19 protein-coding genes are annotated in these 23091 nt (G+C 60.4%); 7 read left to right on the top strand and 12 right to left on the bottom strand.

From position 1 onward, the window contains the following. The first annotated feature begins 17 nt into the window (after positions 1-17). Positions 18-1733: an N-acetylglucosamine-specific PTS transporter subunit IIBC gene (gene nagE, locus V6Z53_RS07575; protein WP_338584919.1), complete on the top strand. Its 1716-nt coding sequence runs from the start codon at positions 18-20 to the stop codon at positions 1731-1733. A 201-nt stretch (positions 1734-1934) separates the two neighbouring features. Here the strand turns inward: nagE and V6Z53_RS07570 are convergent, their stop codons facing one another. Next, positions 1935-2246, bottom strand: coding sequence for a YqfO family protein (locus V6Z53_RS07570; RefSeq protein ID WP_102670205.1), 312 nt, complete (start codon positions 2244-2246; stop codon positions 1935-1937). 5 nt (positions 2247-2251) lie between these two features. After that, positions 2252-6148 carry a phosphoribosylformylglycinamidine synthase gene (purL, locus tag V6Z53_RS07565; RefSeq protein WP_338584918.1) on the bottom strand — a complete coding sequence of 1299 codons (3897 nt, stop codon included), beginning with the start codon at positions 6146-6148 and terminating at the stop codon, positions 2252-2254. 285 nt (positions 6149-6433) lie between these two features. On the opposite strand from purL, the gene mltF reads away from it, so the two are divergent. Beyond that, on the top strand, positions 6434-7894 hold the full coding sequence (gene mltF, locus V6Z53_RS07560; protein WP_338584917.1) for a membrane-bound lytic murein transglycosylase MltF: 1461 nt from the start codon (positions 6434-6436) through the stop codon (positions 7892-7894). A gap of 126 nt (positions 7895-8020) precedes the next feature. Here the strand turns inward: mltF and pdxJ are convergent, their stop codons facing one another. From pdxJ to lptF, 8 genes are all read right to left on the bottom strand, one after another. Beyond that, positions 8021-8767, bottom strand: a complete 747-nt coding sequence (gene pdxJ / locus V6Z53_RS07555) for a pyridoxine 5'-phosphate synthase (protein WP_338584916.1) — start codon at positions 8765-8767, stop codon at positions 8021-8023. Between the two features lie 50 nt (positions 8768-8817). Continuing rightward, positions 8818-9501: a DNA repair protein RecO gene (gene recO, locus V6Z53_RS07550; protein WP_338584915.1), complete on the bottom strand. Its 684-nt coding sequence runs from the start codon at positions 9499-9501 to the stop codon at positions 8818-8820. Positions 9502-9634: 133 nt separating this feature from the next. Then, positions 9635-10537 carry a GTPase Era gene (era, locus tag V6Z53_RS07545; protein WP_008056597.1) on the bottom strand — a complete coding sequence of 301 codons (903 nt, stop codon included), beginning with the start codon at positions 10535-10537 and terminating at the stop codon, positions 9635-9637. After that, positions 10530-11219 (bottom strand): ribonuclease III, encoded by a 690-nt coding sequence (gene rnc / locus V6Z53_RS07540; RefSeq protein ID WP_338584914.1) that lies wholly within the window; start codon positions 11217-11219, stop codon positions 10530-10532. The genes era and rnc overlap by 8 nt, the downstream gene beginning before the upstream one ends. A gap of 184 nt (positions 11220-11403) precedes the next feature. Continuing rightward, positions 11404-12258, bottom strand: coding sequence for a signal peptidase I (lepB, locus tag V6Z53_RS07535; RefSeq protein ID WP_338584913.1), 855 nt, complete (start codon positions 12256-12258; stop codon positions 11404-11406). Positions 12259-12263: 5 nt separating this feature from the next. Next, positions 12264-14063, bottom strand: coding sequence for a translation elongation factor 4 (gene lepA, locus V6Z53_RS07530; RefSeq protein WP_338584912.1), 1800 nt, complete (start codon positions 14061-14063; stop codon positions 12264-12266). Between the two features lie 171 nt (positions 14064-14234). Beyond that, the gene (lptG, locus tag V6Z53_RS07525) at positions 14235-15296 is read right to left on the bottom strand and encodes an LPS export ABC transporter permease LptG (RefSeq protein WP_338584911.1); all 1062 of its coding nucleotides are present in this window, start codon (positions 15294-15296) and stop codon (positions 14235-14237) included. Continuing rightward, a complete protein-coding gene (lptF, locus tag V6Z53_RS07520; RefSeq protein ID WP_338584910.1) occupies positions 15289-16407 on the bottom strand; it encodes an LPS export ABC transporter permease LptF in 1119 nt (372 codons plus the stop codon). Before lptF ends, lptG begins: the two co-directional genes overlap by 8 nt. A 309-nt stretch (positions 16408-16716) precedes the next feature. Between lptF and V6Z53_RS07515 the strand changes: the two genes are divergently transcribed. The 3 genes from V6Z53_RS07515 to V6Z53_RS07505 are packed head-to-tail and all read left to right on the top strand — an operon-like array spanning position 16717 to position 19096. Continuing rightward, entirely contained in the window at positions 16717-18207 is a 1491-nt protein-coding gene (locus V6Z53_RS07515) for a leucyl aminopeptidase (RefSeq protein ID WP_338584909.1), read from the top strand. Between the two features lie 59 nt (positions 18208-18266). Beyond that, a complete protein-coding gene (locus tag V6Z53_RS07510; RefSeq protein WP_338584908.1) occupies positions 18267-18695 on the top strand; it encodes a DNA polymerase III subunit chi in 429 nt (142 codons plus the stop codon). Between the two features lie 8 nt (positions 18696-18703). Then, on the top strand, positions 18704-19096 hold the full coding sequence (locus V6Z53_RS07505) for a DNA polymerase III subunit chi (protein ID WP_338584907.1): 393 nt from the start codon (positions 18704-18706) through the stop codon (positions 19094-19096). 115 nt (positions 19097-19211) lie between these two features. Here V6Z53_RS07505 and V6Z53_RS07500 read toward each other — a convergent pair whose 3' ends face one another. After that, positions 19212-19979 (bottom strand): sulfite exporter TauE/SafE family protein, encoded by a 768-nt coding sequence (locus V6Z53_RS07500; protein ID WP_338584906.1) that lies wholly within the window; start codon positions 19977-19979, stop codon positions 19212-19214. A gap of 186 nt (positions 19980-20165) precedes the next feature. Between V6Z53_RS07500 and xseA the strand changes: the two genes are divergently transcribed. Beyond that, a complete protein-coding gene (xseA, locus tag V6Z53_RS07495) occupies positions 20166-21545 on the top strand; it encodes an exodeoxyribonuclease VII large subunit (RefSeq protein ID WP_338584905.1) in 1380 nt (459 codons plus the stop codon). Positions 21546-21548: 3 nt separating this feature from the next. Next, positions 21549-22370, top strand: coding sequence for a peptidoglycan DD-metalloendopeptidase family protein (locus V6Z53_RS07490; protein ID WP_338584904.1), 822 nt, complete (start codon positions 21549-21551; stop codon positions 22368-22370). Between the two features lie 108 nt (positions 22371-22478). On the opposite strand, the gene V6Z53_RS07485 is transcribed toward V6Z53_RS07490, so the two are convergent. Beyond that, entirely contained in the window at positions 22479-22835 is a 357-nt protein-coding gene (locus tag V6Z53_RS07485) for a hypothetical protein (protein WP_338584903.1), read from the bottom strand. Positions 22836-23091 lie beyond the last annotated feature (256 nt).

Below are 23091 nucleotides of genomic sequence, written 5' to 3'. Positions count from 1 at the left end.
ATCCAGGGAGAACCGCCATGTACCAACTTTTCATTGAAGGCCTGCAGCGCCTCGGCCGCGCGCTGATGCTGCCGATCGCGATCCTGCCGATTGCCGGCCTGTTGCTGCGCCTGGGCGACACCGACTTGCTGAACATCGCGATCATCCACGATGCCGGCCAAGTGATCTTCGCCAACCTGGCGATGATTTTTGCCATCGGCATCGCGGTCGGGTTTGCCAAGGACAATAACGGCACGGCGGGCCTTGCCGGTGTCATTGGCTATCTCGTGATGATCTCCACGCTCAAAGTGCTGGATGCGAGCATCAACATGGGCATGCTCGCCGGGATCGTCAGCGGCTTGATGGCGGGCGCGCTGTACAACCGCTTCAAGGACATCAAGTTACCGGAGTATCTGGCGTTCTTCGGCGGACGGCGCTTCGTGCCGATTGTCACCGGGTTCGCAGCGGTCGGCCTGGGCGTGGTTTTCGGCTACATCTGGCCGCCAATCCAGCAAGGCATCAACAGCTTCGGCACGTTGATGATGGAAAGCGGTAGTTTCGGCGCGTTCGTCTTCGGCGTGTTCAACCGCCTGCTGATCGTCACCGGCTTGCACCACATCCTCAACAACATGGCGTGGTTCGTGTTCGGCAACTTTACCGACCCCACCACCGGCGCGCTGGTGACCGGCGATCTGTCGCGCTACTTTGCCGGTGACCCGAAAGGCGGCCAGTTCATGACCGGCATGTTCCCGATGATGATCTTCGGCCTGCCCGCTGCGTGCCTGGCGATGTACCGCAACGCCCTGCCGGAACGCCGAAAAATCATGGGCGGGATTTTCCTGTCGATGGCCCTGACTGCATTCTTGACCGGTGTGACCGAGCCGATCGAGTTCGCCTTCATGTTCCTCGCACCGCTGCTGTTTTTGCTGCACGCCTTGTTGACCGGTCTGGCGATGGCCGTCACCAATGCGCTGAACATCCATTTGGGGTTCACCTTCTCCGGCGGCTTCATCGACATGGTTCTCGGCTGGGGCAAATCCACCAACGGCTGGCTGGTGTTCCCGGTTGGCCTGGCGTACGCCGTCATCTACTACGTCGTGTTTGATTTCTGTATCCGCCGCTTCGACCTGAAAACCCCGGGCCGTGAAGGCGTCGCAGCCGCCGAGCAAGTCGTTGTGGCCGACAACGAGCGGGCCGGGGCTTACATCAAGGCCTTGGGCGGCGCGGAAAACCTGATCACCGTCGGCGCGTGCACCACACGCTTGCGCCTGGACATGGTGGATCGCAACAAAGCCTCCGACGCGGATTTGAAAGCACTCGGCGCCATGGCCGTGGTCCGCCCCGGCAAGGGCGGGAGTTTGCAGGTGGTGGTCGGGCCGATGGCCGACAGCATTGCCGACGAGATTCGCCTGGCGATGCCGGCGCTGGGTCGCGCGCTGATTTCCACTCCCGCAGTCGCAATCGACGCACCGCCCCCAGCCGCCGTGGCGACACCTGAGGCCCAGCAATGGCTGAATGCGCTTGGCGGTGGCGACAATGTGCTGCAACTGGACTGCGTGGCGATGACCCGGATTCGTCTGCAACTGGCGGATGGCAAGGTGTTGTCGGAGTGTGAGTTGAAGGCGTTGGGGTGTCAGGGTGTGAGTCAGTTGGAGGGTGGTATCTGGCATCTGCTGGTTGGCGACAAGGCGCCGAGCTTGAGTGATGCGCTGGAAGCGTTGGTCAATCGCAGTGAGGTGAGTGCGAAGGTTTAGACTGATGGCGCCTGGGCGGGCCCCATCGCGGGCAAGCCTTGCTCCTACAAAGTGGAGGCGTTCGACAGTTGCTGGTACAACGCCGATTTTGTAGGAGCAAGGCTTGCCCGCGATAGGGCCCTCACTCCCACCAAAATCTTGAGCAACAAAAAACCCGCTGAAATCACTCTCAGCGGGTTTTTCATTTCAGCAGCCAGAGAATCAGAAATCCTCCAGCCGCCACACTTCATAAGCCGGTGTCTCGTAGGGATGGCTCTGTTTCAGAGCCGCCACCACCGAGCGAATCAACTCATCGGCCACCACAAGCTCAACCTTCCATTCCTCGACCTGCTCGACCTGCCCCGCTTCGCCAATGAACGGCTGACTGCCGTCCAGTGGACGAAACTGGCCAGTGCCAAGCACCTGCCACGCACAGTGGTCATAGTCACCGATTCGCCCTCCACCAGCGGCGAACACAGCACTTTTGACCACTTCGACATGACTGTCGGGAACAAAAAAACTCAGCTTGTACACGGCGCTTAGTTCACCCACACGCGAGCGTTACGGAACATGCGAATCAGCGGTGCATCTTCGCTCCACTCGTCCGAACGCCACGAGTTCTGCACGGCGCGGAACACACGCTCCGGGTGCGGCATCATGATCGTTACGCGACCGTCGCGGCTGGTCAAACCGGTGATCCCGCGCGGCGAACCGTTCGGGTTGCCCGGGTAGTTTTCGGTGACCTTGCCATGGTTGTCGACGAAACGCATCGCCACGCAACCGGACAGATCGGCTTCCAGCAGTGCTTCTTCGCTGGAGAACTCGGCATGACCTTCGCCGTGAGCAATGGCGATCGGCATGCGCGAACCGGCCATGCCTTGCAGGAAGATCGAGTTCGACTCCTGGATCTGCACCATCGCAACGCGGGCTTCGAACTGCTCGGAACGGTTACGCACGAAGTGCGGCCAGAACTCGCTGCCCGGGATCAGCTCGTGCAGGTTGGACATCATCTGGCAACCGTTGCACACGCCGAGGGTGAAGCTGTCGTTACGCTCGAAGAAACCCTGGAACGCATCGCGGGCACGGCTGTTGAACAGCGCCGATTTTGCCCAGCCTTCACCGGCACCCAATACGTCGCCGTAGGAGAAACCGCCGCAGGCGACCATGCCCTTGAACTCGTTCAGGTCGACACGGCCGGCCAGAATGTCGCTCATGTGCACGTCGATCGCGTTGAAACCGGCGCGGTCGAACGCCGCTGCCATTTCCACCTGACCGTTGACGCCCTGCTCACGCAGTACGGCAACCTGTGGGCGAATGCCTTTCTTGATGTAAGGCGCGGCCACGTCCTGGTTGACGTCGTAGCTGAGCTTGACGCTCAGGCCCGGGTTGTCTTCTTCCAGCAGTACGTCGAATTCCTGATCGGCGCAGTCGGCGTTGTCACGCAGACGCTGGATCTGGTAGCTGGTCTCGGCCCACTGGCGTTGCAGCAGACGACGCTGGCCTTCGAACACGGTGTCACCGTTGAAGGTGATGTTGATCTCGCCATTGTTGATCGGCTGACCGATGACCGACACGCAGTCGCCCAGGCCGGCAGCGCTGAACTGAGCAAGGATGTCCGGCGTGGCGTCCTGGCGAACCTGGATCACGGCACCCAGTTCTTCGTTGAACAGGATGGCGGCGATGTCCGCGGAAGTTTCCGCCAGACCGTCGAGGTTCAGGCTCAGGCCGCAGTGACCGGCGAAGGCCATCTCGACAACGCTGGTCAGCAGACCACCGTCGGAACGGTCGTGGTAAGCCAGCAGGTGACCGTCGGCGTTGAGGCCCTGGATCACCGCGAAGAAGGCTTTCAGGTCTTCGGCGTCATCGACGTCCGGAGCGTGCATGCCGAGCTTGCCGTGAACCTGCGCGAGGATCGAGGCGCCCATGCGGTTCTGGCCACGACCGAGGTCGATCAGGATCAGGTCGGTAGTGCCCTTGTCCATGCGCAGTTGCGGGGTCAGGGTCTGACGGATGTCAGTCACTGGCGCGAAACCGGTCACGATCAGGGACATCGGCGAAGTCACGGACTTGTCCACGCCTTCGTCGTTCCAACGGGTGGCCATTGACATCGAGTCCTTGCCCACCGGAATGGTGATGCCCAGCTCAGGGCACAGTTCCATGCCGACCGCTTTCACGGTGTCGTACAGGCGTGCATCTTCACCGGGGTGACCGGCCGCCGACATCCAGTTCGCCGACAGTTTGATGTCGGAGATCTTGCCGATGCGCGAAGCGGCGATGTTGGTCAGGGTTTCGCCGATGGCCATGCGGCCCGACGCCGGAGCGTCCAGCAATGCCAGCGGAGTACGCTCGCCCATGGCCATGGCTTCACCGGTGTAGACGTCGAAGCTCGTGGCGGTGACGGCAACGTCGGCCACCGGAACCTGCCACGGGCCGACCATCTGGTCACGGGCCACGAGGCCGGTGATGGTGCGGTCGCCGATGGTGATCAGGAAGCTCTTGCTGGCCACGGCCGGGTGGTGCAGGACGCGCTCGACGCAGTTGCCGATGTCGAGCGTCGACGGATCGAAGTCGTCGCCCAGTTCGCTTTCACGAACCACCGAACGGTGCATGCGTGGAGCCTTGCCCAGCAACACTTCCAGTGGCATGTCCACCGGGCTGTTGCCGAAGTGGCTGTCGGTCACGGTCAGTTGTGGCTCGGCAGTGGCTTCGCCGACGACGGCAAACGGGCAACGCTCGCGTTCGCAGATCGCCTTGAAGCGCTCGAAGTCTGCCGGGCCGACGGCCAGGACGTAACGTTCCTGGGATTCGTTGGACCAGATTTCGTGCGGGGCCATGCCCGGCTCGTCATTTGGAATGTTGCGCAGTTCGAAACGGCCACCACGCTCGCCGTCGTTGACCAGTTCCGGGAAGGCGTTGGACAGACCACCGGCACCCACGTCGTGGATGAAGCTGATCGGGTTCTTGTCGCCCAGTTGCCAGCAACGGTCGATGACTTCCTGGCAGCGACGCTCCATCTCAGGGTTTTCGCGTTGTACCGAAGCGAAGTCCAGGTCTGCCGAGCTGGTGCCAGTGGCCATGGAGGAAGCCGCGCCGCCGCCCAGACCGATCAGCATCGCAGGGCCGCCGAGTACGATCAGCTTGGAGCCGACCAGGATCTCGCCTTTCTTGACGTGTTCTTCACGGATGTTACCCATGCCGCCAGCCAGCATGATCGGCTTGTGGTAACCGCGAACTTCGTCACCGTGCGGGGTGGTGATCGATTGTTCGAAGGTACGGAAGTAGCCAGTCAGGGCCGGACGACCGAATTCGTTGTTGAACGCAGCGCCGCCGAGCGGGCCTTCGATCATGATGTCCAGCGCGGTAACGATGCGCTCAGGCTTGCCGTACGGCACTTCCCACGGCTGTTCGAAGCCCGGGATTTGCAGGTTGGATACGGTGAAACCGGTCAGGCCAGCCTTTGGCTTGGCGCCACGGCCGGTCGCGCCTTCGTCGCGGATCTCGCCGCCGGAACCGGTGGATGCGCCCGGGAACGGGGCAATCGCGGTCGGGTGGTTGTGGGTCTCGACTTTCATCAGGATGTGCACCGGCTCCTGCACCGCGCCGTACTGGCGGGTTTCAGGGTCCGGGAAGAAACGGCCGGCCACGGAGCCGACGATGACCGAAGCGTTGTCCTTATAAGCCGACAGAACGCCTTCGCTGTGCATCACGTAGGTGTTCTTGATCATGCCGAACAGGCTTTTTTCCTGGCTCTCGCCGTCGATGTCCCAACTGGCGTTGAAGATCTTGTGACGGCAGTGCTCGGAGTTCGCCTGGGCGAACATCATCAGTTCGATGTCGTGCGGGTTGCGCTTCAAGCCGACGAAGGCGTTGACCAGGTAATCGATCTCGTCTTCGGCCAGGGCCAGGCCCAGCTCGGTGTTGGCTTTTTCCAGCGCGGCACGGCCGCCACCCAACACGTCGATCGCGGTCAGGGGTTTTGGCTCGGCGTGGCTGAACAGGCCGGCGGCCTGTTCGAGGTTGCCCAGGACGATCTGGGTCATGCGGTCGTGCAGCACGTCGGCGATCAGTTGCACTTCAGCGTCGCTGAACTGGCCGGCCACGTAGAACGCAATACCGCGCTCCAGTCGCTGGATCTTGCTCAGGCCGCAGTTGCGAGCGATGTCGCTGGCCTTGCTCGACCATGGCGAGATGGTGCCGAAACGCGGCAACACCAGGAACAGACGACCGGTCGGCTCCTGGACCGGAACGCTTGGACCGTACTTCAGAAGGCGCGCAAGCACCTGCTGTTCGTCGCCGGTCAGGACGCCGGTAACTTCGGCGAAGTGAGCGAATTCAGCATACAGGCCACTGACAGCCGGGACCTTCTGGCTCAGTTGCTCAAGGAGCTTGCTGTGGCGAAAGGCAGAAAGGGCAGGAGCGCCGCGCAGGATCAACATCTTCGGGACAGCCTCGGGAAGGGGTGTGCTTTGAGGCCGTGCATTCTAGCCTAAACAGCCAGCGACATCACCCGAAACGCTACGCACGGTTGCACTCGGGTGCCATTCTGTGTTTCTGCCTCGAAAGTCAGGTTAATTGGGTGTGTGACCTTAGCTTATTTTTACTGTAACAAAATGCGGGCAAGGCCCATTCCTGCGGGGTTTTGCTCGGTTTTGTGATCTCTAGCAGACAACCCCTTCACTGTCGAGATATGGCGCCCGTGGTCCTTTGCGTATACTGCGCACATGTTTTTCCCAACGGCTTTGCGTCCGCGGTACGCCAAATGGCTGATCGCAACCGGACTCTTCCTGATGCTCAGTGGCTGTGTTGATAAACCCAACACGCTGGAGCGCGTAAAGGAGGATGGTGTGCTGCGGGTGGTCACCCGAAACAGCCCCGCCACCTACTTTCAGGATCGCAACGGTGAAACCGGCTTCGAATACGAGCTGGTGAAGCGCTTCGCCGACGATCTGGGGGTCGAACTGAAGATCGAGACCGCCGATAACCTCGACGACCTGTTCAATCAGATTGGTAAACCGAACGGCCCGGTGCTGGCGGCTGCCGGCCTGGTCAGCAGTGACGACCGCAAGAAGCAGGTGCGCTTCTCCCACTCCTATCTGGAAGTCACCCCGCAGATCATCTACCGCAACGGCCAGTCGCGCCCCACCGACGCGAAAGATCTGGTCGGCAAGAAGATCATGGTGCTCAAGGGCAGCACCCACGCCGAGCAACTGGCGGAGCTGAAAAAGAAATTCCCTGGCATCGACTACGAAGAATCCGATCAGGTTGAAGTGGTCGACCTGTTGCGCATGGTCGACGAAGGCCAGATCGACCTGACCCTGGTCGACTCCAACGAAGTGGCGATGAACCAGGTGTACTTCACCAATATTCGGGTCGCCTTCGACCTCGGTGACGCCAACAACCAGAGCTGGGCAGTGGCGGCAGGCGACGACAATAGCCTGCTCAACGAAATCAACGACTACCTCGACAAGGTCAAGAAGAACGGCACCCTGCAACGCCTCAAGGACCGTTACTACGGCCACGTCGACGTCCTTGGCTACATGGGCGCCACTACCTTCGCCCAGCATTTGCAGCAACGCCTGCCCAAATACGAGAAGCACTTCAAGGCCTACGCCAAGATAGAGAAAGTCGACTGGCGCCTGCTGGCCGCGGTCGGTTATCAGGAATCGCTGTGGCAACCGGCCGTGACCTCGAAGACCGGTGTGCGCGGCCTGATGATGCTGACCCAGAACACCGCGCAGGCGATGGGCGTGTCCAACCGCCTCGACCCCAAGCAGAGCATCATGGGCGGCGCGAAGTACCTGGCTTATATGAAGGAACAACTGGACGATTCGATCCAGGAACCGGATCGCACCTGGTTTGCACTCGCCGCCTACAACGTCGGCAGTGGTCACCTGGATGACGCGCGCAAACTGGCGGCCAAGGAAGGGCTGAACCCGGACAAATGGCTGGACGTGAAGAAAATCCTGCCGCGTCTGTCCGAGAAGAAGTGGTACAGCAAGACCCGTTACGGCTACGCCCGTGGCGGCGAGCCGGTGCATTTCGTGGCGAACATCCGTCGCTACTACGACATCCTGACCTGGGTCACGCAGCCGCAGCTTGAAGGCGATCAAGTGGCCGAGGGCAAACTGCTGGTTCCGGGGATCGACAAGTCCAAACCGGCTCAAGAGCCAGCCCCGCTCTGACAATCACCACCAATCAAATGTGGGAGCGGGCTTGCTCGCGAAAGCGGAGTGTCAGCCAACAGAGATGTTGGATGATAAACCGCCTTCGCGAGCAAGCCCGCTCCCACAGTGGTTTTTGGTTGACCTTTAAGCCTTGACAGCCGCCGCCAGAATCAGCGCCTTCATCTCCGACACCGCCGACTTGAAGCCAACGAACAGCGCATGGGCCACCAGCGCGTGGCCGATGTTCAGTTCGTTGATACCCTTGATCGCCGCCACGGCTTCAACGTTGTGATAGTGCAGGCCATGACCGGCATTGACGATCAGCCCCTGAGCCAAGCCAAACGCCACGCCATCCGCCACGCGCTTGAGCTCTTCGGCGACTTCAGTCGGCGTCTCTGCATCGGCGTAACGACCGGTGTGCAGTTCAATGGCCGGAGCGCCAACACGACGTGAGGCCTCAATCTGCCGCTCGTCGGCATCGATGAACAGCGACACTTCAGAGCCGAGTTTCGACAGGCGTTCCACTGCGGCCTTGATCCGCGCTTCCTGCCCCGCCACGTCCAGACCGCCTTCGGTGGTCAGCTCCTGACGGGTTTCCGGCACCAGGCAGATGTGCGCCGGGCGGATGCGCTCAGCGAACTGCATCATTTCTTCGGTGACGCCCATTTCGAAGTTCATGCGGGTTTGCAGCACATCCTTGAGCACCAGAACATCACGCTCCTGAATGTGCCGACGGTCTTCGCGCAGGTGCACGGTAATGCCATCGGCGCCCGCCTCTTCCGCATCCAGTGCAGCCTTGACCGGGTCCGGGTAACGAGTGCCCCGGGCCTGACGCAGGGTGGCAACGTGGTCGATGTTCACGCCAAGAAGAATGCGGGTGCTGGTGGTCACGGAAAGCGCTCCAGAAGAAGAGAAAGTTCGGTGCACAGCATACGGGGAGACTACGGCTTGCGAAACAACTCGCGACTGGCCAGGGGACGACCGCCCAAGTGAACGGCCAGCGCCTGACGCATCAGGCGCTTGGCAGCAGACAACGCGCCCGGCGCGGACCAGTCGGCTTCAGCCATGGCCAGCAGCTCGGTGCCGTTGAACAGTCCCGGTTGCAGCAAGTAGACCCGCTCCAGCCCTGCATCCACTTGCAGGCGATAGAGGCCGTCAGGGGCGATAACCTCAGCGTGGATGTCCGTAGTCAATGAGAATCCGTAACCAAGGTCATCGAGCAACCGCCATTCGAACGAACGCAACAACGGCTCCAGCGGACGACCTTCAGCCAGCGCCAGCAATGTCGCGGCGTAGTGATCGAATACGCCAGGATGCGGGTCTTCGGCGGGCAACAGGCGAATCAGCAGTTCATTGAGATAGAGGCCACTGAACAGTGCCTCACCGTTGAGCCAGGTAGAAACACCTGCAGCTTCCATGCGCCCGACATTCTTCAGCTCGCCACGCCCACGAAACTCTACTTCCAGCGGCACGAACGGCCGCGCCAGCGTCCCGGCCTTGCCCCGCGCACTGCGCAACACCGCCCGCAGCCGACCTTGCGGCGTGAGGAAGTCCACCAAAGCACTGCTTTCGCGGTAGGCGCGGGAGTGGAGGACGTAGGCGGGTTGGGGGATGGGTTGGGACATGGAGCTCTCAATGAACTGTAGGAGCGAGCCTGCTCGCGATGGTGCATAACGATGACGCGGGCATTCTGAATGAACGCGGCGCTTTCAAGTCCATCGCGAGCAGGCTCGCTCCTACAGTGGGGGCTGCGGTGTATTACAAGTCGCCATAACCCAACGAACGCAACGCGCGCTCGTCATCGGACCAGCCACCCTTAACCTTGACCCACAGGTTGAGCATGATCTTGGAGTCGAACAGCAGTTCCATGTCCTTGCGCGCCTCGGTGCCGATGCGCTTGATACGCTCGCCCTTGTCGCCAATGATGATTTTCTTCTGGCCATCACGCTCGACGAGGATCAAGGCATGGATGTGCAAGGTTTTGCCCTGCTGCTTGAATTCTTCGATTTCAACGGTGATCTGGTACGGCAGCTCGGCGCCCATCTGGCGCATGATTTTCTCGCGCACCAGCTCAGCGGCGAGGAAACGGCTGCTGCGGTCGGTGATCTGGTCTTCCGGGAAGAAGTGATCGTTTTCCGGCAGGTGATCGGCGATCACGCGCTCCAGTGCATCGAGGTTATGCCCGTGCTGCGCGGAAATCGGGATGATCTGTGCGTTCGGCAGCTGTTCCTGCAACCACGACAAGTGCGGCATCAGCTCGGCCTTGTCTTCGATGCGGTCGGTCTTGTTCAGCGCCACGATCAATGGGCCGGTCACGTACTGGACGCGCTCGAGAACCATCTGGTCTTCGTCTGTCCACTTGGTGCGGTCGACCACGAAGATCACCACGTCGACGTCTTTCAACGCCGCCGAAGCGGTCTTGTTCATGTAGCGGTTCAGCGCCTTTTCGCCACCCTTGTGCATGCCCGGGGTGTCGACGTAGATCGCTTGCACATCACCCTCGGTCTTGATGCCGAGCATGTTGTGGCGGGTGGTCTGCGGTTTGCGCGAGGTGATTGCCAGCTTTTGACCCAGGATGTGGTTCAGCAGCGTGGACTTGCCCACGTTGGGACGGCCGACGATGGCAACATAGCCACAGCGAGTTGCGTTTGTATCAGTCATTGCCATTCTCCACACCCAGGGCAATCAGTGCTGCGGCGGCCGCTACCTGTTCGGCAATACGACGACTCACACCCTGACCTCGGCTTTTTTCATTCAGTAAGATGATTTCGCATTCGACGAAGAACGTCCGGCAATGCGGTTCACCCTGGATATCCACCACTTCGTAACGCGGCAGTTCGCAACCACGGGACTGCAGGAATTCCTGCAGGCGGGTTTTTGGATCTTTGTTGGTGTCGACCAGCGTCAGGCCTTCGAACTCTCCGGCCAGCCAGGCGAGCACACGCTCGCGCGCCACTTCCATGCCGGCATCGAGATAGATCGCACCAATCAGCGCTTCCAGGGCATCGGCCAGGATCGACTCGCGACGGAAACCGCCGCTTTTCAACTCGCCGGAACCCAGGCGCAGGTAATCGCCCAGATCGAAACCACGGGCCAGTACGGCCAGGGTCTCACCTTTCACCAAGCGTGCGCGCAAACGCGACAACTGGCCTTCGCGGGCCAGCGGGAAGCGATCGAACAGCGCCTCGCCGGCAACGAAGTTGAGGATGGCGTCACCGAGGAATTCCAGGCGTTCGTTGTTGCGCCCGGCAAAACTGCGGTGAGTCAGGGCCAGGACCATCAGTTCCTGATCCTTGAAGGTGTAGCCGAGCTGACGCTCGAGACGGCTTAGGGAGACGCTCACGGTTTACCCACGCTGAGTTCGTGGTTGGATTCCACCGCCATCGCCGAGAGTCGGCGCAGGCTTGGGACAATTAACGCTGTGTTCAAAAATAACGTCCTGAATATCATTGTTTTCATGCGTCTGGCGCCGATTGTGCCGGTTCCAGAAATGCATTCGGCGCTGTGTTCAACAGCGCCGTGTTTGATTACTTGATCAGGCCAACCCGCGAGAAATTCGGCAGGTGACTGAGTTTGGGTTCCGGCCAGCTCATCCAGACTGCAAAGGCCTTGCCGACGATATTCTTGTCGGGAACCATGCCCAGCAGGTCCTTGGGAATGCTCGGATCATCCCAGTAGCGACTGTCGTTCGAGTTGTCGCGGTTGTCGCCCATCATGAAGTAGTGCCCGGCCGGCACGGTCCACGAACGGTCCGGCGTTGCGCGGTAGCGGCTCATTTCCTTGCGGATCAGGTGCTCGGCGATGCCGAGTTTTTCCTTGTAGAGCTCGGCGCTGCCCAGCGTGCCCGGCTCGGAGCCGACCAGTTGCTCGGCAATCGACTCACCGTTTACGAACAGACGCTTGTCGGCGGTGTACCGTACCGTGTCGCCCGGCAGGCCCACTACACGTTTAATGTAGTTGACGTTCGGGTCGCTCGGGTAACGGAACACCATCACATCACCGCGTTGTGGCTCACCGACTTCGATGATTTTCTTGTCGATCACCGGCAGGCGGATCCCGTAAGAAAACTTGCTCACCAGAATGAAGTCGCCGACATCCAGGGTCGGTTTCATCGAGCCGGATGGAATCTGGAACGGTTCCACCAGGAACGAACGCAGCACCAGCACGATGAACAACACCGGGAAGAACGACTTGCCGTATTCAACCAGCAACGGTTCTTTGTTCAGCTTCTCGACCACCACCATATCAGGCTGGCTGACGCTGCCCTGATAGGAGGTGATGGCGGCACGCCGACGCGGTGCCAGGATCAACAGATCGAGCAACGCCAACAGGCCGCAGACGAACACGGCGATGACCAGCAACAGCGGGAAATTTAGTGACATAGGACCTAACTATCCAACCTGAGCACGGCAAGGAAGGCTTCTTGTGGAATTTCCACGTTACCGACCTGCTTCATGCGTTTTTTACCGGCCTTTTGCTTTTCCAGCAGCTTCTTCTTACGGCTGACGTCACCACCGTAGCATTTGGCCAATACGTTCTTTCTGAGCGCCTTGACGGTTGTACGCGCCACAATCTGACCGCCAATGGCGGCCTGGATTGCCACGTCGAACATCTGCCGCGGAATCAGTTCTTTCATCTTCTCGGTCAACTGGCGACCTTTGTAGTGCGCGTTGTCACGGTGCACGATCAACGCCAGGGCGTCGACCTTGTCGCCGTTGATCAGCACGTCCAGTTTCACCAGACTAGCCGATTGGTAACGATCGAAATGGTAGTCCAGCGAAGCATAGCCGCGACTGGTGGATTTCAGGCGATCGAAGAAGTCCAGCACCACTTCGTTCATTGGCAGGTCGTAGGTCACCTGGACCTGAGTGCCGAGGAACAGCATGTCGACCTGCACACCACGTTTTTCGATGCACAGCGTAATGACGTTGCCGAGGTGCTCTTGCGGCACAAGAATGTTGGCCCGCACGATCGGCTCGCGCATGTCTTCGATGGAAGACAGGTCCGGCAGTTTCGACGGGTTATCGACGTAGATCGTCTCGCCGGTCTTGAGCAGCAGCTCGAAGATTACGGTTGGCGCGGTGGTGATCAGGTCCAGGTCGTACTCGCGCTCCAGGCGCTCCTGGATGATTTCCATGTGCAGCATGCCGAGGAAGCCGCAACGGAAGCCGAAGCCCAGCGCGTCGGAGCTTTCCGGCGTGTATTGCAGCGACGAGTCGTTCAGGGTGAGCTTTTGCAGCGCTTCACGGAAATCTTCGAAGTCGTCGGAGCTGACCGGGAACAGACCAGCGTACACCTGCGGCTGAATGCGTTTGAAACCTGGCAGCACGTCGACATCCGGCGTGGAGCTCAAGGTCAGGGTGTCACCCACCGGCGCACCGTGAATGTCCTTGATACCGGCGATGATGAAACCTACTTCACCGGCCTTCAGGTCAACGGTAGCGGTGTGTTTCGGGTTGAATACACCGACGCTGTCCACGAGATGCATCTTACCGGTGGACTTGACCAGAATCTTGTCGCCCTTCTTCACGCGGCCGTGACGCACACGCACCAGGGAGACAACGCCCAGGTAGTTGTCGAACCAGGAGTCGATGATCAACGCTTGCAGCGGATCTTCGATATTGCCGGTCGGCGCGGGAATGGTGGCGACCAGGCGCTCAAGCACTTCATCGACGCCCAGACCGGTCTTGGCAGAGCAAGTGACCGCGTCGGTGGCATCGATGCCGATGATTTTTTCGATTTCTTCTTTAACGCGGTCCGGATCGGCCTGTGGCAGGTCGATCTTGTTCAGCACCGGCATCACTTCCAGGCCCTGCTCGATCGCGGTGTAGCAGTTGGCAACGGACTGGGCTTCCACGCCCTGACCGGCGTCGACCACCAGCAGCGCGCCCTCACAGGCCGCCAGCGAGCGGCTGACTTCGTAGGTGAAGTCAACGTGGCCGGGGGTGTCAATGAAGTTCAGCTGGTAGTTGATACCATCTTTGGCTTTGTAATACAGAGTAACGCTGTGAGCCTTGATGGTGATCCCGCGCTCACGCTCAAGGTCCATGGAATCCAGTACCTGGGCTTCCATTTCACGCTCGGCCAGGCCGCCGCACATCTGGATGAAGCGATCGGCCAGCGTCGACTTGCCATGGTCAATGTGGGCGATGATGGAGAAATTGCGGATATGACTCAAATCACTCACGGATCAACACTCAAAAAGGCTGCAGGCATAGCCCGCCGAAAAATAGCCGGGAATTGTACCTGATCCACGGCGCAAGCGTCACGTTCGCAGGTCAGACGGCGCGTACAAAAACGCCCCGGTCTTGCGACTGGGGCGTTTTTTATCAGCAGCGAGGTCAGGAAGCAGCCGTCATCAACCGGCGCGACGCAACAACCAGACCCCGGCCAGGGCACAGACACTGGCTGGCACCAGCACCGCAAACAGCGGCGAGAAACCGAACACCAGGCTCGAAGGCCCCAGCAAATCCTGGGCAATGCGGAAGGTGAAACCTACCAGAACCCCGGTAAATACCCGCTGACCAAGGGTCACGGAGCGCAACGGGCCGAAAATGAAGGAAATCGCCATCAGCACCAGAGCAGCGGTGACGAGCGGCTGCAACACCTTGACCCAAAACGCCAGCCAGTAACGGCCATTGTTCAGCCCCTGGTCCGCCAGATAGTGGATATAGCCCCACAAGCCAGTGATCGACAGGGATTCAGGCGCCATAACGACCGTACTCAGCAACTGCGGGCTCAAGGCCACCTCCCAGCGCTCAACCGGGGTAGTGACTACTTCAGTGTTCTTTTCATGAAACACCGTGGTGGTCACATCGCTCAACTGCCAGTGATCCTTGTCGAACTCTGCGCGCTTGGCAAAGCTCGAGGACAGCATGTGGCGTTGATCGTCGAAGCGATAACGGGTCACACCATACAAAATACCGTTGGGTTGCACGGAGTTGACGTGGATGAACTCGTCACCCTGGCGGTGCCACAGACCGTGCTTGGCGCTTTGCGCGTCGCCACTGCCCTGGGCCAGCGAACGGTTGGCCTGAGCGGTGCTTTCGGTTGCCGGCGCGACGTACTCACCGATCAACACGCCCACCACCATCAGGATCAGCATTGGCTTCATGACCGCCCAGACAATCCGCCCGATCGACACGCCAGCGGCGCGCATGATGGTCAGTTCGCTGTTGCTGGCCAGACTGCCGAGGCCGATCAGGCAGCCGATCAACGCGGCCATCGGCAGCATGTCGTACAGACGACGCGGCGCGGTCAGCAACACGTAGCTCAAAATATCGACCAGGGTGTAGGTGTCGCTGACTTCGCTCATCTCATCGATGAAGGCGAACAAGGTCGCCAACCCGAGAATAATCCCCAGTACCGCGAGGATCGCCATGAACACGCTGCTACCGATGTAGCGGTCGAGCTTAACCACGGGCCACCTCCAGCGCGCTGCGGCGACTCGCCATCTTCAAGCGCAGGGGCTCCCAGTAAAGCAGGCCCAGGCCAATGACCAGGAAGATCGCGTGCACCCACCACAAGCCCAGCGCTGGCGGAATCTTGCCCTTTTCGAGGGCGCCGCGAGCGGCAATCAGGATGGTCAGGTAAGCCATATAAAGAAGAATCGCCGGCAGCAGCTTGAGGAAACGGCCCTGGCGCGGGTTGACCCGCGACAGCGGCACCGCCATCAGGGTCACGATGAACACCAGCAATGGCAGGGACAGGCGCCATTGCAGCTCGGTGCGCGAACGAATGTCGTCGCTGCCCAGCAAGGACGCGGTGGTCATTGCATCGCGATCGGTCACTTCGTCACTGACATCCGGCTTGGGCAGCAACACGCCGTACTCTTCGTACTTGATCGCACGATAGTCGGCCTGCCCCGGATTACCGTCGTAACGGTAGCCGTTGTCGAGGATCAGGTAGCGGTTGCCGTCAGGGCGGATTTCCTGGCGGCCCTTCTCGGCCACCAGCACGGAGATCCCGCGATCCTTCTTGTCGGAATTGACGTTCTTCTGCGAAATGAATACACCACCCAGATTGATGCGGTCATCCGACAACTGCTCGGTGTACGTCACTCGCGTACCGTCGCGCAGGGCCTGGAAACGACCGGGCTCCAGGGTATCGAACTCGGTCAGGGCGTCTTGCTTGTTCAGCAGCAGCTGGAACTGATTGGCACCCTGTGGTGCCAGGCTCAGGCTCAACCATGCAACCACCAGCGCCACCAGCGTGGCCGGGAACAAGGTCATGCGGAACAGGCGTTGCTGGCTCATGCCGGTGGCCGAGAGCACGGTCATTTCGCTTTCAAGGTACAGGCGACCGTAGGCCAGCAGGATCCCGAGAAACAGGCCCAGCGGCAAAATCAGTTGCAGGAAGCCCGGCAGGCGAAAGCCCATGATCAGGAACAGCGAGCCCGGATCCAGTTGGCCCGAAGCTGCTTGGGCGAGGTACTTGATGAAGCGTCCGCTCATGATGATGACCAGCAACACGGCGCTCACGGCACTCAAGGTCAACAGGACTTCGCGGGATAGATAACGGAAGACGATCAAACCAGACACTCCAGGGTTGTCAGGCTAAGGCGGCCAAACAAGCAAACATATCAGACAGCCCGCAAGGCAGAGCCGCCGAAAAAAGATGGCGCATTATCCTGTGATTGGGTGCGCCTGTCACTGCGCACGCTCACGCAGGCTGTCAAAGCGCTGAAGATCGTACAACCGAGGGTTGTCAGGCGCCGGTAGCGAGGTTCAAACTGCGGCCTTCGTCGCCGGTCGTGACCGGCGCCTCTCTATCTATAAGCGAGCGACGCACATACGTCGTCGAGCGCTTGCGTGTTGACCATCAAATTCAGGGACCCGGACATGGAACTGGTTGTAAAAAGCGTTAACCCGGAAACGTTGAAGACCGCCACGCTGGTGGTTGCCGTCGGTGAAGGCCGCAAGCTCGGCGCTGCCGCCAAACAACTCGACGAACTCAGCGGCGGTGCAATCAGCGCCGTTCTCAAACGCGGCGACCTGGCCGGCAAAGTCGGCCAGAGCCTGTTGCTGCACAGCCTGCCGAACCTGAAAGCCGATCGCGTGCTGCTGGTGGGCGTGGGCAAGGATGAAGAACTGGGCGACCGCCCGTTCCGTAAAATCATCGCCGGCGTACTCAACACCTTGAAAGGCCTGGGCGGCACCGACGCAGTACTGGCCCTCGACGAAATCGCGGTGAAAGGTCGCGACAGCTACGGCAAGACCCGTCTGTTGGCCGAAACCCTGGTCGACGGCGAATACCAGTTTGACCAGTTCAAGAGCCAGAAAGCCGAACCCCGCGCCCTGAAGAAAATCACCCTGCTGACCATCAAGGCCGCCCAGGCTGAAGTGCAGCGCGCCGTGACCCACGCTACCGCGATCGCAAACGGCATGGCGTTCACCCGCAATCTGGGCAACCTGCCGCCGAACATCTGCCACCCGACGTTCCTCGGTGAGCAGGCGAAGAACCTCGGCAAAGAGTTCAAGGATCTGAAAGTCGAAGTCCTCGACGAGAAGAAGATCAAGGCACTCGGCATGGGTTCGTTCTACGCCGTCGGCCAGGGCAGCGCCCAGCCGCCGCGCCTGATCGTCATGCAATACAACGGCGGCAAGAAATCCGAGAAGCCTTACGCGCTGGTCGGCAAGGGCATCACCTTCGACACCGGCGGCATCAGCCTGAAACCGGGCGCCGGCATGGATGAAATGAAGTACGACATGGGTGGCGCCGCCAGCGTGTTCGGCACCCTGCGTGCCGTGCTCGAACTGAAGCTGCCGATCAACCTGGTGTGCATCCTGGCCTGCGCCGAGAACATGCCGAGCGGCAACGCTTCGCGTCCGGGCGACATCGTCACCACCATGAGCGGCCAGACTGTGGAAATCCTCAACACCGACGCCGAAGGCCGTCTGGTGCTGTGCGACGCCCTGACCTACTCCGAGCGTTTCAAGCCGCAAGCAGTGATCGACATCGCCACCCTGACCGGTGCTTGCGTGGTTGCCTTGGGTTCCCATACTTCCGGCCTGCTGGGCAACAACGACGAGCTGATCGGCCAACTGCTGAGCGCCGGCACGGCTGCCGACGACCGCGCCTGGCAACTGCCGCTGTTCGATGAGTACCAAGAGCAGCTGGACAGCCCGTTTGCCGACATCGCCAACATCGGTGGCCCGAAAGCCGGCACCATCACTGCGGCCTGCTTCCTGTCGCGCTTCACCAAGAACCTGAACTGGGCGCACCTCGACATCGCCGGCACGGCCTGGACCAGCGGCGGCAAGGACAAGGGCGCCACTGGCCGTCCGGTTCCCCTGCTGACCCAATACCTGCTGGACCGCGCCAAAGCCTGAAACCAATGAACCTGGGCGGCGTTACTTTCGGGTGACGCCGCTCCGGCTCAGGAACCGCAATGACCAAAGTCGACTTCTATATCCTGCCCAGCGCCGATCCTTCGGCACGCCTGGACTTCGCCTGCAAGCTCACCGAAAAAGCCTGGCGCATGGGCCACCGCATCTACCTGCATTGCAGCGATGCCGCCCAGCGCGATGATCTCGATGCGCGCCTGTGGGCGTTCAAGGGCGAAAGTTTCGTGCCCCACGGCCCTGCTGAAAGCGAACCGGACAGCCTGATCGTGCTGGGTTTTGGCGATGACTGCGGTCAGCACCAGGATTTGCTGGTCAACCTCGACCTGAAAGTCCCGGCCTTTGCCCAACGTTTCGCCCGCGTGGCGGAAGTGGTGGTCGAAGATCCGACGATCAGAGCGGCCGCGCGGGAGAGTTTCCGTTTCTACCGCGAACAGGGCTATCCTTTGCAAGATCACCGTTTACAGCGACTCTGAGCATTCCGATGGACACTCCAAAACCGCTGCAACAGTCCGTGCACCTGCTGGACGACCTTGAGTCGATCCGCCAATTGCTCGGCGATGACAACCTGCAACCACCGCTGCTGACCGACACGGTCGAAGACGGTGACCAGGAACAGATTCCGATGTTGTTCGACACCGTCAGCGAACCCGCGTCGACCGTCGCACCGACACCTGCGGCCAAGCCTGCCGCCGAACCGGCACCGAGCGCCGACAAGAACGCTGACGCGCTGCTGTACCTCGACAGCGAACTGCGCGCCGCCGCGCAATTGATCATGCAAGACGTGATCGACGACTTCGCGCCGCACATCGAAACCGAAATCAAACGACGCCTGAGCGCACGGCTTGAACGGTTGCTGAGTCAGTACAACGACTGACGCCGAAACAGCCAAACGTCACGCTGCCCTCTGTAGGAGCAAGGCTTGCCCGCGATAGCGTCCTCAAGAACGCCATCGCGGGCAAACCTTGCTCCTACAGAAGAACGGGACGGCGTCATGCACTGAGATATCGGCCGATCAAGGCGATCCCGCTGGCCAGCACCAACCAGGTCACCAACCGCACGAACGCTTCGCGGGACAAGCGCATGGTCAGTCGTCGGCCTATCCACAGTCCCAGCGCCATGGCCGGCAGCAAGCACAGCGCCAACACCAGCAACGGCAGTTCGGCATACACGCCCGCGACAGCAAACAGACTCAAACGCACCACCGTGCTGCAACTGATCAGCGCGCTTTGCGTCGCCCGCGCTTCGTCTTTGGGCAAGCGGCTGTTCAGATAGATCGCATACAAAAAGCCCCCACTGCCAAACAACGCGCCGAACATCCCGCCTATCGTGCCCATCGGCAGCGCCCACGCGGCGGACAACTGCGCCGGACGGACTTTTATCCACAGGCTGTAGATCGCATAGGCGCTGATAAACACCCCCATCATCAGCAGCAACAGATCGGATTTCAGGTTCAGCAGGAAAATCACGCCCAACGTGCAGCCCACCGCCATACACGGCAGTAACCGCAGCAGCTCCGGTTTCGCCACATCACGCCGCGAGGGCAACAAATTGCCGAATGCCGCGACGAAATCCAGCAGCACCAGCAGCGGGACGATTTTCGACAACGGCATAAACAAAATCAGAATAGGCCCGGCGACCAGCGCCGTGCCGAAGCCGGCGATGCCGAACACGATGTAGGCCAGGGCGATGCCTGAACCGATGATCAGCCAGTCCGTGGCGCTGAAGGGCCATTGGTTTAACAATTCGAGCACACTCATTTCCCCCGTCTTCCTTGATATTTGCTTACAACTATCCCCTTGTGGGAGCGGGCTTGCTCGCGAATGCGGTGTTTCAGTCGATTAAGATGCCGAATGTTAAACCGTATTCGCGAGCAAGCCCGCTCCCACAAGGGAATTGTGCAGGATCATGGAGATTGATCACCGAATGCCTTTAAACTGCGCCCCATGATTAAAGATCCCTTTGCAAGACTCGGCCTGGACCGCGAAGTCCTGACTGTCAGCCAGCTCAACGGCCGCGCGCGGGTGTTGCTCGAAGACGTGTTCAGCAACATCTGGGTCGAAGGCGAAATCTCCAACCTCGCCCGCCCGGCGTCCGGCCACGTGTATTTCACCCTCAAGGACAGCGGCGCCCAGGTGCGTTGCGCGCTGTTCCGGCAGAACGCCGCGCGAGTGCGTCAGGCGTTGAAGGATGGCCTGGCGGTCAAGGTGCGCGGCAAGGTCTCGTTGTTCGAGGGCCGTGGCGATTATCAGCTGATTCTCGACACCGTGGAGCCGGCCGGCGATGGTGCGTTGCGCCTGGCTTTCGATGCCTTGAAAGAAAAACTCAGCGCCGAAGGCCTGTTCAGTGCCGAGCGCAAAGTGCCGCTGCCGGCGCACCCGCAACGCATCGGTATCATCAGCTCGCCGACCGGCGCGGTGATTCGCGACATCATCAGCGTGTTCCGCCGCCGCGCACCGCAAGTGCAACTGACACTGATCCCCACCGCCGTACAGGGTCGCGAAGCCACCGCGCAGATTGTCCGTGCACTGAAGTTGGCGGACGCTCGTGGTTTCGACGCGTTGATCCTGGCCCGTGGCGGCGGTTCGCTGGAAGACCTTTGGTGTTTCAACGAAGAAGCCGTGGCCCGTGCGGTAGACGCTTGCGTGACGCCCATCGTCAGCGCTGTCGGCCATGAAACCGATGTCTCGATCAGTGACTTCGTCGCCGACGTCCGCGCGCCCACGCCGTCGGCCGCCGCCGAACTGCTGGCACCGGATTCCAGCGATCTGGTGCGCCGCGTCGAAAGCCTGCATCGCCGACTGGTGATGCGCATGCGCGATCGCCTGATGCGTGACCGGTTACGTCTGGAAGGTATTTCGCGCCGTTTGCGTCATCCCGGCGAACGTCTGCGCCAGCAAGCCCAGCGTCTGGATGATCTGGACATGCGCATGCGCCGCGCCTTCGAACGCAGCCTCAATACCCGTCGCGAGCGGCTGATCCGTCTGGAGACCCGTCTGGCCGGGCAACATCCGGGTCGACAATTGGCGATGCTCCGCCAACGCCTCGACAGCCTCGCCGAACGCCTGCCCCGCGCCATCCGCGAAGGATTGAAAAGCCGTCGCCTGCAACTGCAAAGCCAGATGCAGACGCTGCATGTGGTCAGCCCGTTGGCGACGCTCGGCCGTGGCTACAGCATTTTGCTCGACGAGCGCGGCAACGCGATCCGCAACGCCAGCCAGACTCATACCGGCCAGCGCCTGAAGGCCAAGCTGGGTGAAGGCGAACTGCAAGTGCGGGTCGAAGACAATCACCTGACGCCCGTCACCCTCTCTTTACTGGATTGATCCATGCCGCGTTTTTTTGCTTCGCTGTTGCTGCTGTGCCTGACCTTCAACGCCCACGCCGACAGTTACATCACCCGTTTGCTGAACAAACCGGTGCCGGGTGGCGTGGCCGTCGTGGATCTGGGTGCTTCCGCGCAGGCACCGAAAGCCAGTTATCAAGGTAAACCGGTGTTGGTGGTCAAGGAGCAGAACAACTGGCTGGCCATTGTCGGCGTGCCGTTGACTGTTAAACCCGGCACTCAGTCCATCAGCAGCGGCGGTCGCAATCTGAGTTTCACCGTCGGCAACAAGAAATACCCGGAACAGCGCATCACCCTGAAGAACACCCAGCAGGTCAATCCGGACCCGGAGAATCTCAAGCGCATCGAGCGTGAACTGGCCGAACAGATCGCCGCCTACCGCACCTTCAGCCCGAACACCCCAAGCAACCTGCTGCTGGACAAACCGGTCAATGGTCCGCTGTCGAGCAAGTTCGGTGTGCGCCGGTTCTTCAACGGTGAAGAGCGCAACCCCCACTCTGGCCTGGATTTCGCCGTGGGCGCTGGCACACCGATCAAGACCCCGGCCGCCGGCAAGGTGATTCTGATCGGCAATTATTTCTTCAATGGCAACACGGTGTTTGTCGATCACGGCCAGGGCTTTATCAGCATGTTTTGCCACATGTCGAAAATCGATGTGAAGGTTGGGCAGCAACTGGCGCGCGGTGGCGTGGTGGGCAAGGTCGGGGCGACTGGCCGGGCGACCGGGCCGCACATGCACTGGAATGTCAGCCTGAATGATGCGCGGGTGGATCCGGCGATTTTTATCGGGGCGTTTCAACCTTAGATCTCTAGTGAGGCTGATGGCCTCTTCGCGAGCAAGCCCGCTCCCACATTGGAATGCAATCAAAGGTGGGAGCGGGCTTGCTCGCGAAGGCGGCATGGCAGGCGCCACCTATTCCGCCTCCAAATCCTCGATCCCATGCACCTCCCGATCCGCCAGACAATGCTTGATCCACTCCTGAGTCTCCAGCGAGAACCCGGCCAACTCTTCAGCCATGATCAACTCCCGCGCACACAACCCCAGCAAGTGCGATCGCGCCTCATGCCGTGAAAACCTGAAGACGCCAAACGCCCAGTACAGCTCTTTCTGCCCGGCCTTGAGCAATTCTTCGCTGGCATCGATCCGCTCGTAGGGCGCGACGCTCTTGTCCAGCACGATCTTTTCGACGTCGGTCATGATGCGGGTGCACATCCGCTCATGGGCCACCGGGCGCAACACGCAATAGCATTTCCAATCGGACTCGTTCATTGCCGACTCCTGCCTGCCAACCGAGGCTTTAAGAATAGCCTCCGTCGTCGGAGCCGCCGCTCAATCCTTCGATTGCGCATCGCTCAAACCACGCGCAAACAAGCAGAAGATCATCACGATTCACAGCAATAAAATCTCGCAAAATATGTCCTGACGAGGATTCCTCTCAATTTTTTTCGACTGCTTGCCATCCTTCACCCCCAAGGTTAGGGTTGAAGGCATGAAAACCTCACACACCCTCATTCAGCTCCGCCAG

The organism is Pseudomonas sp. MAG733B (genome assembly GCF_036884845.1).
Taxonomy (GTDB): Bacteria; Pseudomonadota; Gammaproteobacteria; order Pseudomonadales; family Pseudomonadaceae; genus Aquipseudomonas.
This window is presented reverse-complemented; position numbering and strand designations above follow the sequence as displayed.